Origin of the sequence: Parvularcula lutaonensis, assembly GCF_014651915.1 — a bacterium.
GTDB classification, from domain to species: domain Bacteria; phylum Pseudomonadota; class Alphaproteobacteria; order Caulobacterales; family Parvularculaceae; genus Parvularcula; species Parvularcula lutaonensis.
Map to the genome: position 1 here is coordinate 699073 of NZ_BMXU01000001.1, position 12239 is coordinate 711311.

At 63.2% G+C, this 12239-nt stretch carries 9 protein-coding genes; 8 read left to right on the forward strand and 1 reads right to left on the reverse strand.

What is annotated here, in order from left to right; genetic code table 11:
* Positions 1-341 precede the first annotated feature (341 nt).
* The gene (locus IE053_RS03295) at positions 342-1829 is read right to left on the reverse strand and encodes a phosphomannomutase/phosphoglucomutase (RefSeq protein ID WP_189571735.1); all 1488 of its coding nucleotides are present in this window, start codon (positions 1827-1829) and stop codon (positions 342-344) included.
* A 166-nt stretch (positions 1830-1995) separates the two neighbouring features.
* Between IE053_RS03295 and IE053_RS03300 the strand changes: the two genes are divergently transcribed.
* The 8 genes from IE053_RS03300 to IE053_RS03335 all read left to right on the forward strand — a co-directional run bounded on the left by IE053_RS03300 (position 1996) and on the right by IE053_RS03335 (position 12214).
* A complete protein-coding gene (locus IE053_RS03300; RefSeq protein WP_189571737.1) occupies positions 1996-4620 on the forward strand; it encodes a penicillin-binding protein 1A in 2625 nt (874 codons plus the stop codon).
* 87 nt (positions 4621-4707) lie between these two features.
* Positions 4708-6459 (forward strand): gamma-glutamyltransferase family protein, encoded by a 1752-nt coding sequence (locus IE053_RS03305; protein ID WP_189571740.1) that lies wholly within the window; start codon positions 4708-4710, stop codon positions 6457-6459.
* A gap of 81 nt (positions 6460-6540) precedes the next feature.
* Positions 6541-8166 carry a SulP family inorganic anion transporter gene (locus IE053_RS03310; RefSeq protein ID WP_229786033.1) on the forward strand — a complete coding sequence of 542 codons (1626 nt, stop codon included), beginning with the start codon at positions 6541-6543 and terminating at the stop codon, positions 8164-8166.
* Between the two features lie 66 nt (positions 8167-8232).
* On the forward strand, positions 8233-8943 hold the full coding sequence (locus tag IE053_RS03315; RefSeq protein WP_189571743.1) for a hypothetical protein: 711 nt from the start codon (positions 8233-8235) through the stop codon (positions 8941-8943).
* Between the two features lie 298 nt (positions 8944-9241).
* Positions 9242-10351 (forward strand): peptide chain release factor 2, encoded by a 1110-nt coding sequence (gene prfB, locus IE053_RS03320; RefSeq protein ID WP_189571746.1) that lies wholly within the window; start codon positions 9242-9244, stop codon positions 10349-10351.
* Entirely contained in the window at positions 10348-10599 is a 252-nt protein-coding gene (locus IE053_RS03325; protein WP_189571749.1) for a hypothetical protein, read from the forward strand. Before prfB ends, IE053_RS03325 begins: the two co-directional genes overlap by 4 nt.
* 55 nt (positions 10600-10654) lie before the next feature.
* Positions 10655-11074 carry a hypothetical protein gene (locus IE053_RS03330; protein ID WP_189571751.1) on the forward strand — a complete coding sequence of 140 codons (420 nt, stop codon included), beginning with the start codon at positions 10655-10657 and terminating at the stop codon, positions 11072-11074.
* Positions 11075-11104: 30 nt separating this feature from the next.
* Positions 11105-12214: a THUMP domain-containing class I SAM-dependent RNA methyltransferase gene (locus IE053_RS03335; protein WP_189571754.1), complete on the forward strand. Its 1110-nt coding sequence runs from the start codon at positions 11105-11107 to the stop codon at positions 12212-12214.
* Positions 12215-12239: the final 25 nt, after the last annotated feature.

Below are 12239 nucleotides of genomic sequence, written 5' to 3' on the forward strand. Positions count from 1 at the left end.
TGCATTGCGGTAAGCAATTGAAAGGTCGATGCTTTGTATACTGTCCGTAAGGTGAGGAAGGAGTGTCTCACCTACCAGCGCGGGAAACTCCGGAACCGGTCGTTGAACATGAACTGTTCACTCACGCAGCGCGGGACGGATGTTGCGGCAGGGTCACGGGGAGGTGAACGGCGTGCTGGTATCCCGGCACCGGCACAGCCTGAGCGCGGGACCCACAAAACACGCTATCGGTTCCGGGTTCGCTCTGGCGAGCGGCCCGTCATCTCAGAGTGTCGCACAGCTCGCCCCCTGGCGCCGTGGCGCATTCCCGATCTCAAATCAGGAAGTGCAGGTGGGTGACCTCAAAGCTCCTGATTGAACGCTCCGACGTCCGGTTCGGTCGCAAGGACTTCTTTCAGCTCAGCGAACATCTTGTTGCGCGCTTCTTCGCTGGAAGGGCTTTCCACCACGACGACCAGCTCGGGCTTGTTCGAGGAAGCCCGGATGAGACCCCAGGTGCCGTCCTCCACAGTGATACGCACACCATTGACGGTGTTCACGTCGACCACCTTCTGACCGATCATCTCGGTCTTCTTCGAGAGCTTCTCGACGATGCGGTCGATGACCTCGTATTTCTTCTCGTCGTCGCAATGGGGCGACATGGTTGGTGACTGGTACGTGGTCGGAAGATCCCGGCGCAGGCTAGACAGCGAGCGGCCCGGATTGCGCTCCAGCATCTTCAGGATCGCGATCGCCGCGACGAGGCCGTCATCGTACCCGCGCCCATAGGGCTCGCGGAAGAAGAAGTGGCCAGACTTCTCGAAACCGGCAACGGCGCCAAGCTCAGTCGTCTTGCGCTTGATGTAGCTGTGGCCCGTCTTCCAGTAATGCGTCGTCGCGCCGTTGGCCTTCAGGACCGGGTCGGTCGTGAAGAGACCCGTCGACTTCACGTCCACGACGAAGACGGCGTTCTTGATCTGGGCGGAGAGGTCCCGTGCCAGCATGACGCCGATCTTGTCAGCGAAGATCTCCTCGCCCTCGTCATCCACCACGCCGCACCGGTCGCCATCGCCGTCGAAGCCGAGCGCGAGGTCCGCCCCGTGTTCCTTCACGGCGGCCTGCATGGCGTGGAGCATCTCCATGTCTTCAGGGTTCGGATTGTATTTCGGGAAGGTGTGATCGAGTTCGGCATCCATCGGGATGACCTCGACACCGAGCCGCTTGAGGGCCTCAGGGGCATAGGCACCGGCCGTGCCGTTGCCACAGGCCGCGATGACCTTCAGCGGGCGCTTGATCTCGATGTCCTTGGTCAGGTCGTCGATGTAACGCTCGCGCAGGTCGGTGTGGTAGACATACTCGCCGCCTTCGCGCGCCACGCTTTCGCCGTTCAGGACGATGTCCTTGAGGCGGCCCATTTCGTCCGGCCCGAAGGTGAGGGGGGCTTCCACGCCCATCTTCACGCCGGTCCAGCCGTTTTCGTTATGGCTGGCGGTGACCATGGCGACGCACGGCACGTCGAGTTCGAACTGCGCGAAATAGGCGACGGGGGAGAGGGCGAGGCCGATGTCGTGGACCTTCACCCCTGCGGACATCAGGCCCACGGTCAGGGCTTGCTTGATCTGGGCCGAGTAGCTGCGGAAGTCGTGGCCGACGACGATCTCCGGACGCTTGCCGAGTTCGTGGATCAGGGTACCGAGTCCCGCGCCAAGGGCCTGGATGCCGAGGGTGTTGATTTCGTCGCCAAAGATCCAGCGGGCGTCATACTCGCGGAAGCCTGTCGGCTTCACCTTCGGAATGACTTCATAGTCCAGCGTGTTGGCTTTGATATCGGCCTGCGGCTTGGGCAGCATAGGAGGTTCCCCTTCTCGGTCGCTGGCGACACTAGTGAACGGAATCGATGCCGCAAGCCTTACTGTCGCGAAACTTCAGCGATTGTAGGGTTCAGGGAGGTCGCAGGGCGGACCACCTTGTGGTATCCCCTCTCTCCGTGGGGCTATCGGTGATTCGAAAAGCACGATGAACGAGTACGATAACGACGATCATGCGTACCGCTTCGGCGGCGTGGACAGCCCGCTGCGGGACGGCAGAGGCTATGACGACGAGCCGGAGAAGAAGCGCGGCGGCGGGTTCTTCCGCGCACTCTGGCGCGTTTTCAGCGTCATGTTCATCGCTGGTTTCGTGGTGGCGATCGCAGGCCTCGTCTATGCCTTCATCTATGTGAAGGGGCTGGAGCCCGAGCTCCCCGACTATACCAAGCTCGAGAATTACCAGCCCAAGGTGACGACCCGCATCCATGCGGGCGACGGCACTCTCGTGGCCGAGTTCGCGCGGGAGCGGCGTCTTTTCGTCCCGGCGGAATCGATACCCGACACGGTGAAGCAGGCTTTCATCAGCGCCGAGGACAAGACCTTCTACGAGCATGACGGCATTTATTGGCTCGGCATTCCCCGCGCCGCGCTCAACAACATCGAGAATATCCGCAACGGCGCGCCCCTCGAAGGTGCCTCGACCATCACCCAGCAGGTGGCCAAGAACTTCCTCCTGACCTCCGACCAGAAGATCGAGCGGAAGGTGAAGGAAGCGATCATCGCCCGCCGGATGGAAAAGGTCTTCTCGAAGGAGGAGATCCTCGAACTCTATCTCAACGAGATCTATCTCGGGAACCGCAGCTACGGCGTCGCTGCGGCGGCGCTCAACTATTTCGGCAAGCCGCTGAGCGAGATCGAACCGCATGAGGCTGCCTATCTCGCGACCCTCGCCAAGGCGCCTGCGAACTATCATCCGGTCTATAATGAGAGCCGGGCGATCGCCCGTCGCGACTGGATCCTCGGCCAGATGTTCGAGAATGGCTACCTGACGGCAGAGGAACTTGCGTTCTACCGCGACATGCCCCTCGGCGCACAACTGGCGCCTCCGCTGGGCGCGCGCTCTGCCGCCTTCGAGTATTTCGCCGAAGAGGTCCGCCGCGACGTGGCCGAGCGCTATGGCACGGACGCCCTTTATGACGGTGGCCTGTCGGTTCGCACGACGATCGACCCCGAGCTGCAGCTCAAGGCGGAGAAAGCCTTCCGTGAGGGGCTTGCCGAGTACGACATGCGCCATGGCTGGCGGGGCCCGCTCACGACCATCTCCCTGCCCGAAGACTTGGACGCGAAGACGACGGTCGAGCGCGAAGGCGACGAGGAGGTGCCCCTCTGGGCGCTCAGCCTGCGCGAAGCCAAGAAGCGTCTGGTCGCTGAACGGAAGTCGGCCGAAGACCTGGCGCCTTGGAAAATCGCCGTGGTGCTTTCGACCACCGATGCGGTGGCGGAAATCGGCTTCCGCGACGGCTCGGTCGGCTCGATCACCCTTCCCAATCTCAGCTGGGCGCGCCAGTTCATCTCGATCAACGAACTCGGCCCCGAAGTGGAAAGCGTCACCCAGGTCCTGACGCCGGGTGACGTGATCCTCGTCGAGCCGGTCGAGGGCGACAATTCCTATGCCCTGCGCCAGATCCCGGCGGCCAATGGCGGGATGCTCGCCATGGACCCGCACACCGGCCGTATCAAGGCGATGGTGGGCGGCTTCAGCTTCGGCCTTTCGGAGTTCAACCGCTCGACCCAGGCGTGGCGCCAACCAGGCTCGACCTTCAAGCCGTTCATCTATGCCGCAGCGCTCGATAATGGCTACACGCCGAGTTCGATCGTGCTTGACGCGCCCTTCGTGGCGCCGGGGCTGGACGGCACCTGGTACAAGCCGGGCAACTACGTCGCGGATCGCTTCTACGGCGACTCGACCCTTCGCCTCGGGATCGAGAAATCGCGGAACACAATGACGGCCCGTCTCGCCCAGGATCTCGGCATCGGCACCATCATCGAATATGCGGAGCGCATGGGCGTTTCTGATCGCCTGCCGCGGAACCTGTCCATTTCGCTCGGCGCGGGCGAGACAACGTTGATGCGCCTGACTGCTGCTTACGCCCAGTTCGTGAATGGCGGGAAAAAGATCGAGCCCACAATCATCGACCGGGTTCAGGACCGGCACGGCGATACGATCTTCGCCAGTGACGACCGGCCATGCTTCGGCTGCAATGTCGATGTCTGGGAGAACCAGGAAGAACCGCCCATCGTCGATGACCGCGAGCAGGTGATCGATCCGCGTACGGCGTTCCAGATGGTCTCGATCATGGAAGGCGTGATCGAGCGGGGGACGGGGACGAAGATCCGCGAGATGTTCCTTGACGAGCCGCTCCCGCCGCTGGCTGGCAAGACCGGCACCACCAACGATTATCGGGACGCGTGGTTCGTCGGTTTCTCGCCGGACCTTGCTGTCGGTGTGTTCGTCGGCTTCGACATGCCCCAGAGCCTCGGCAATGGCGAAGGCGGCGGCAACGTGGCCGCGCCGATCTTCGGCAAGTTCATGAAGGACGCCCTTGTCCCCGAGGAGGTTGTCCCGTTCCGGGCGCCGTCGGGCATCCGTCTCGTCCGGGTCAATGCCCGCACCGGCAAGCCCGCCAATGCCAACGAGCCGAACGTCATCCTCGAAGCCTTCAAGGCCGAGGACGACATCTATGGCCGGAGCCGGCGTTTTACCGGTGACGGCAACATCAACGCGCCTACGGGCGACGAAGACATCGATGGCGATCTCGGCGTGATCTACTGAACAAGCGGCGGGCCGCTTCGCGTTCCGCCCGGCTTGTGCTTTCCTTCGCTGGGCTGCGCGCCAGACGCAGCATCATGCGGAGGACCCATGTGCAAACCGATCGCAGCAGCCTTGAGCGCCATGGCGCTCTTCGGGGCGGCCATGTCCGCGGATGAGCTTGGGGCCGGGGGCAGGCCGGTAGGCGAAATTTGGTCGCGAAGCCCCGTCTACGCCCAGAACGGCATCGCTGCGACGGCTCATCCGCTCGCCAGCCAGGTTGCAATCGATATCCTCAAGGAGGGCGGCAGCGCCGTGGATGCGGCCATCGCGGCCAACGCTGCGCTCGGGCTTATGGAGCCCACGGGCAACGGCATCGGCGGCGACCTCTTCGCCATCATTTGGGACCCGGAGACAGAAAAGCTCTACGGCTACAACGGCTCGGGCCGCTCGCCCAAGGGGCTTAGCTATGACACGCTGATCGAGAAGCTGGACGGCGCGGACAGCCTTCCGCCCTTTGGTGCGTTGCCGGTCAGCGTGCCGGGTGCCGTGGACGGATGGTTCGCCATGCATGGCCGCTTTGGAAAGCTTCCCATGCGGGAAAACCTCGCTCCAGCAATCGCGTATGCGGAGGATGGCTTCCCCGTCAGTCCCGTGATCGCGACCTATTTCTCCATGAACTATGCCCGGTTCACCGAAGAGGGCCTGCGCGAACAGATCGAAGAGTTCGCCAATGCCGAGGCGACCTACTTTTCCGATGGCCCGCCTGAAGCCGGTGAGATTTTCCGCAACCCGGACCTCGCCAAGACCTACCGCACCCTTGCTAGGAAAGGTCGCAGGGCCTTCTACGAAGGCGAACTGGCTCGCACGATGTCAGACTACATGGAGCGCATCGGCGGGTATCTCCGCTACGAAGACTTCGCCGCGCATGAGGGCGAATGGGTCGAGCCTGCCTGCGTCAGCTATCAGGGGGCGGAGCTTTGCGAGCTTCCGCCTAACGGCCAGGGTTTCGCCGCGCTCCAGATGCTCAACATCCTGAAGAATGCCGACCTCGCCTCCATGGACAGGGCAGGGCCGGAGATCTTCCATACCATGGTAGAGGCCAAGCGCCTCGCCTTCGAGGACCTCGCCCGCTACTACGCCGATCCGGACACGTCGGAGTTCCCGATGGAACTGCTTTCCGAGGAGTACGGACAAGAGCGCTTCGCCCTCATCGACCCCGAAAAACCGCTGGGGAATCCCGGACCGGGCGGGCCTTGGGACAGCGATGGCGACACGACCTACCTGACCGTCGCCGACAAGGACGGCATGATGGTCTCCCTGATCCAGTCGAATTATCGCGGCATGGGGTCGGGCCTCGTGCCCGACGGGCTTGGCTTCATGTTCCAGGACAGGGGCCAGCTCTTCAGCCTCGATCCGAACCACCCGAACGTCTACGCCCCCGGCAAGCGGCCCTTCCACACGATCATTCCCGCCTTCGCGATGAAGGACGGCCAGCCCTGGATCAGCTTCGGCCTCATGGGCGGCGCGATGCAGCCCCAGGGCCATGTGCAGGTGATGGTGAACATCCTCGATTTCGGCATGAACCTGCAGGAGGCCGGCGACGCCGCACGCTTCAACCATTCGGGGGGCAGGGCACCAACCGGCAATCTTGACGATCAGCCTGCGGATACCGGCCGCCTGAGCGTTGAACCCGGCGTGCCGATGGCCACGGTAAAAGCCCTGCGCGCCATGGGCCATAATGTCGAGGTCATCGACAATGGCATCATCTTCGGCGGCTACCAGGCCATCATGCGCCAGGACAACGGCGTCTATGTCGGCGCGACCGAGATGCGGAAAGACGGGACGGTAGCGGGGTACTAGGGTGTAATCCGGCCCTCTCTTGCTGCAGCGCACAATCTGGGATAGGGGCAGCTCCAGCAACACAATTCCCCGAAGGCTCCGATGACCTCGAACACCGCCGCGACCATGTTCGCGGACGGCTTCAGCGCCGTTCGCACCTACGCCAAGACCACCGCCGAAGACCTCGGCAAGCTGACCCCCGGCATCCTCAAAACGGAAGTGCTGGCCGGCCTGACCGTGGCGCTGGCGCTGGTGCCGGAGGCTGTGGCGTTCGCGTTCGTGGCAGGGGTGAACCCGCTGGTCGGGCTCTACGCGGCGTTCATCGTCGGATTGGTCACGGCCTGCATCGGTGGCCGTCCGGGCATGATCTCTGGCGCGACGGGGGCGCTGGCCGTGGTCATGGTCGAGCTCGTGAGCTCCCACGGCGTCGAGTACCTGTTCGCCACCGTGGTCCTGATGGGCATCCTGCAGCTGATCGCCGGGGCTCTCCGCTGGGGCAAGTTCATCCGCATGGTGCCTTACCCGGTTATGCTGGGCTTTGTGAACGGCCTCGCCATCGTCATTGGCCTGGCGCAGCTCGAGCAGTTCAAGATCCCGACCGCCGATGGCGGGCATGAGTGGATGACAGGCTCGCAGCTTGTCATCACCCTCGGCCTCGTGGCGCTCACCATGCTGATCATCTGGGGGCTGCCGAAGATAACCAAGGCCATCCCTGCGCCCCTCGCGGGCATCGGCATCGTTGCGGCGATCGTCATCGGCTTCGGCATCGACGTGCCGCGGGTGGGCGACATGGCTTCGATCGAAGGCGGCTTGCCGCCGTTCCACATTCCCGAGGTCCCGTTCAACCTCGAGACCCTCCGTATCATCCTTCCCTATGCAGTCATTCTCGCGGCCATCGGCCTGATCGAGAGCCTGCTCACCCTGAACCTCGTCGGCGAGATCAAGGGCGAGAAGGGCGGCGCTTCGCAGGAATGTGCGGCGCAAGGCGTGGCGAACGTCATCACCGGCTTCTTCGGCGGCATGGGTGGTTGTGCCATGATCGGCCAGTCGATGATCAACGTGAAGTCGGGCGGCCTGCGCCGGATCTCCGGCATCGCGGCGGCGCTGTTCCTCCTCAGCTTCATCCTCTTCGCGTCCGGGCCGATCGAGCAGATCCCGCTCGCCGCGCTGGTCGGCGTGATGTTCATGGTGGTGCTCGGCACCTTTGCCTGGAAATCGCTGCAGATCCTCGCCCGCGTGCCGAAGTCCGATGCGCTGGTCATCATCATCGTCACGGTGGTCACCGTCATGGAGGATCTCGCCGTCGCGGTGCTTGTCGGGGTCATCGTCTCGGCACTGGTCTTCGCCTGGAAGCAGGCAACCAAGATGCACATCGCTGCCATCGAGGAAGACGAGGATGGCAAGCTCTACCGCGTCGAAGGCCCGCTCTTCTTCGGCTCGGTCGAAAGTTTCATGGACCTCTTTGATCCCAAGGGCGATCCGGACAAGGTGATCATCGACTTCGGCAGCGCCCGCGTCGCGGACCATTCGGGCCTCGCCGCCATCGACGCGCTGGCCCAGAAATACGCAACGGAGGGCAAGGACCTGCGCCTGCGCCACCTGTCACCGGACTGCCAGCGCCTTCTCACCACGGCGGGCCAGCTGATCGAGCCTGCGGAAGACGACCCGCAATACGGCGTCGCCACAGATTACGGCGTCAGGATCGGCCGGACGGATACGGGGCACTGAGGCGGCAGCTCCTTCGGTGCATCGGTCGTTTCCCTTCGCCATGCGGAGCGTGTAGCTTGGCGCGCGATGCTGATACTCTTGCTGCTGCAGGCAACGGCCCAGGGCGTTGCAGAGCGTGATCTTTTTGATCTGACCGAAGCGCTCGCCGGTTCATGGAACAACACCGAAGCGGTCTACTTCGCCGGTGAACTGGGCGATGAACCACCGCCGCACATGTCTCTCCATGTCCATGCCGATAACGATGGCACGATCAACCTCTCCAACGGGCAACGCTGGACCCTCGTGGCCAGGGATGGAGGTCTGCAGGCCGAAGCCCGGCAAGGTCTTCACCAATGCAGTTTCCGCGTGGACCGGACAGGCGATGTTTTCTTCCTCGCGCCGCTTGAGAGCGGGTGCCCGATGTTCGCTACCGAGAACCCGACGATCATGGTGACGGCAAGGGAAATGGCCTGGCCCGGCGTCGGTACCCTTTACCCCGCAGACATCTACTCCTGCTGGGTCAGCCGTCAGCGACCGGATGGGAGCTGGACCTTCGACGCAGATATCGAACTTTCCGAAGGCACCTACCACCAGATGGATGCAATTCCGGGGCTTCCGCCCGTCGGCATCAAGCTACGCCATGTGCGCTGGCCCTATGGCCGAAATCGCGACAGCCAGGTCCTCTATATCCACGAAACGGAGGACGAGCCCGCGGTGAGCTATGTCTGGGGTGAGCCCGATGCGCCGCGCCTGGCGGTAAACCTGCGATGGGTGCAAGTCAGTTGTACCCGGAACTGAGTTGCTAGAAGAAGTAGGCTTTCCTTTCGGCCGTGAAGCCGAACTATCGAACCCATCGACTTCCGTATCGGGAATAACTGCCTCGCTCCGGAGCAGTCTCTCCGCTGAGCCAACGACGATTGGGGTTGAAGCCCTTGCACTTCCATGGCGCCTCACTTGTGTTTCGAAGTGAGGTAGGGACTTCCAGTCCTTCCATCCCTAGGTTTTGGATCGATCCGATGGTGCAGTTCCGCCCAAGGCAGTTGCTCAATAAAGGTCAGCGCTCTAGACGGTGCGGCCAAGCCTTACGGACCTCACCATGCGCGCAGAAATCACCCATGCTTCCGATCAGGTTCAGGAATCGCTGAACCTGCTGCGCCGGTCGCTCGATTGGGACGTGGCCAATGCCCGCCTCAAGGAGCTCAACGACAAGGCTGAGGATCCAGCCCTCTGGGACGACCCGCAGGAAGCGCAGAAGCTGATGCAGGAGCGCACGCGGCTCGAAAACGCCATCAGTGCCCTGACAGACATCGCGCAGGAGCGCGAGGACCTGCTGGAGCTGGCGGAGATGGCCGAGGCCGAGGGCGACGAGGCTTCGATCGACGAGGTCGAAGCTTCGATGAAGGAGCTGGCCAAGCGCGCCCAGACGGCAGAGCTCGAGGCACTGCTCTCGGGCGAGGCGGACGGCAACAACTGCTACCTGGAGGTCCATGCCGGGGCAGGGGGCACGGAGTCCAATGACTGGGCCGGGATGCTCCTGCGCATGTACACCCGCTGGGCGCAGCAGCACGGCCATAAGGTCGAGGTGCTGGAGGAGCAGGCAGGCGACGAGGCGGGCATCAAGTCCGCCACCATTCTCGTCAAGGGTCCGAACGCCTATGGCTGGCTCAAGACCGAAAGCGGCGTTCACCGGCTGGTGCGGATCAGTCCCTATGACAGCGCCGCCAAGCGGCACACGTCTTTCGCCTCGGTCTGGGTCTATCCAGAGATCGACGACAAGATCGAGATCGAGATCAACGAAAGCGACTGCCGCGTGGATACCTTCCGCGCATCCGGCGCAGGCGGCCAGCATGTCAACACGACGGACTCCGCCGTCCGCATTACCCACGAGCCGACCGGCATCGTGGTGCAGTGCCAGTCCCAGCGTTCCCAGCACAAGAACCGAGCCGCGGCTTGGGACATGCTCCGTGCCCGGCTTTACGAGTTGGAGCTTCAGAAGCGCGAGGAAGAGGCCAATGCCGAGGCCGCGTCGAAGACCGACATTGGCTGGGGCCACCAGATCCGCTCTTATGTCCTGCAGCCGTACCAGATGGTCAAGGACCTCCGCACGCAAGTGGAAAGTCCGTCCCCTGACGCTGTGCTCGATGGCGACCTCGACAGGTTCATGGCCGCCGCACTGGCGCAGCGGGTGGCGGGCGACGAGGAGTGATCGTCAAGGCGATCTGGATTCTCGCGCTTTGGGTTTTCGCCCTGATCGCATTCGGTTTCGGACTTCATGCCCAAGGGGCGTTCCGCTGGGTGGCGTTTGTTTCGGGCGGAGGGTTCGCGGGTGTGCTGCCGCTGGTTGTCTTCCTGAGCAATACCCCTGAGAAGCTCCGTACCCACGTGATTTATCTCCTTGCCGGAGTGTCTCTCGTGGCTGCGTTTATCGTGGTGTCTCCATCGGTTTTTGGGTGAGCCCCTTGTCCCCTGAATTTCCTTGCTTAGGTTGAAGCGCTCAGGGGGGAGCGCCATGCGCCAGGTCTTTTACTATCTCATCAATATCGCGTTCTTGGTTTATGGCTTCGCGCGGTTGGTCGGCTCGGGCCTCGGCTTCGGACAGGCCGCGCGCTGGTTCGACACCGAGGTCGGAAGGCAGGCTGTCGATGCCCTGCGTCCGGGCTTCGCTGAACTGAGCGAGAACGCCATCGTAACCCTGCCCATGGCGGGGTATCTCGGCTGGAGCCTCCTGATGGGGGTGGTGCTGACGGTCGGATCGCTGCTCGCTCTGTTCAAGGCGCGTCTCGGATACATACTGATGGCGAGCTATTTCGCACTCTTCGCTCTGATGTTCGTCAACTACCAGATCATCAACGTCAAGCTCGTGCACCTCACCGTCGGCCTCGCGCTTTTTGCGGGATTGCTTCTTCTCTCCAAGCGCCGGAGCGCGTAACGCCGCGGCTCCGATGAAGGAGCCCGGTCGATGAGCCTCCCCCGTTTCGAGATTTTCCTCGCAGCCCCTCCGGGCCTTGAGCCAGTGCTGCTCGACGAGGTGCGCGACCACGGCTGGACGGCGGCGAAAGCCGTGCCGGGCGGGGTGGAGATCAAAGGTTCCTGGCCGGACATCTGGCGGGCAAACCTCCTGCTTCGGGGAGCTTCCCGCGTTCTTGTGCGCCTCGGCAGATTCAGGGCTGACGCGCTGAACACTCTTCATGGCAAAAGCAAGGAACTTCCGTGGAAGGAATTCCTAGCGCCAGAGCAGCCCTTCACCGTCGAGGCGACCTGCCGCAAGTCGAGGATCTACCACTCGGGCGCGGCGGCCGAGCGCGTCGCCAAAGCGGCGGCAGCGGTCACAGGGGCGGAGCCTTCGGAAGACGGCCTTCGCATTTTTGTCCGCATCGAGAACAACATGGTGACGATCAGCGCTGACAGCTCCGGTGATCTACTCCACCGCAGGGGTTTCAAGGAGGACGTGGCCAAGGCACCGCTACGGGAGACGCTCGCGGCGCTGTTCCTCCGCTCCATGGGCTATCGCGGAGAGACCACTGTCCTCGACCCGATGTGCGGTTCTGGCACCATCGTGCTCGAAGCGGCCGAAATGGCAGCCGGCCTCGCACCGGGCAGGGGGCGGCGCTTTGCTTTCCAGGAGTTCCCGAGCTTCAACCCGCAAGCATTCGACCGCGCCCGGACGAAAGCTCTCGGCGGGAGGGCAGACACATCGCTGCGCTTTCACGGCTCGGACAGGGCCGAAGGTGCGATCAAGGCTGCGAAGGCCAATGCCGAGCGGGCAGGCGTATCAGGTCTTTGCCGGTTCGAGCAGCGCACGGTCAGCGAGGTCACACCGCCGGACAGCCCGCCGGGTCTCCTCCTGACCAACCCGCCCTACGGCACCCGTATCGGCGACAGGAAAGCGCTTGCCGATCTCTACCGAGCCTTCGGTGCCGTGGTTCGGGATCGTTTCGCCGGGTGGCGCGTTGGCTTCGTGACTTCGGAGGATGCCCTTGCAAAAGCGACCGGCCTGAAGCTCGAAGCAGCCCCGCCCGTGCCCCACGGCTCCCTCAAGATCAGGCTCTGGTCAACACCTCGGGACTGAACGCGCTCGTCCCCGGAAACGAAGC

Bases quoted from the DNA above. Each gene is read 5' to 3' on its own strand.
- IE053_RS03295 (WP_189571735.1), bottom strand. From the start codon at position 1,829: ATGCTGCCCAAGCCGCAGGCCGATATCAAAGCCAACACGCTGGACTAT.
- IE053_RS03330 (WP_189571751.1), top strand. From the start codon at position 10,655: ATGCGCCAGGTCTTTTACTATCTCATCAATATCGCGTTCTTGGTTTAT.
- prfB (WP_189571746.1), top strand. From the start codon at position 9,242: ATGCGCGCAGAAATCACCCATGCTTCCGATCAGGTTCAGGAATCGCTG.
- IE053_RS03315 (WP_189571743.1), top strand. From the start codon at position 8,233: ATGCTGATACTCTTGCTGCTGCAGGCAACGGCCCAGGGCGTTGCAGAG.
- IE053_RS03300 (WP_189571737.1), top strand. From the start codon at position 1,996: ATGAACGAGTACGATAACGACGATCATGCGTACCGCTTCGGCGGCGTG.
- IE053_RS03305 (WP_189571740.1), top strand. From the start codon at position 4,708: ATGTGCAAACCGATCGCAGCAGCCTTGAGCGCCATGGCGCTCTTCGGG.
- IE053_RS03335 (WP_189571754.1), top strand. From the start codon at position 11,105: ATGAGCCTCCCCCGTTTCGAGATTTTCCTCGCAGCCCCTCCGGGCCTT.
- IE053_RS03310 (WP_229786033.1), top strand. From the start codon at position 6,541: ATGACCTCGAACACCGCCGCGACCATGTTCGCGGACGGCTTCAGCGCC.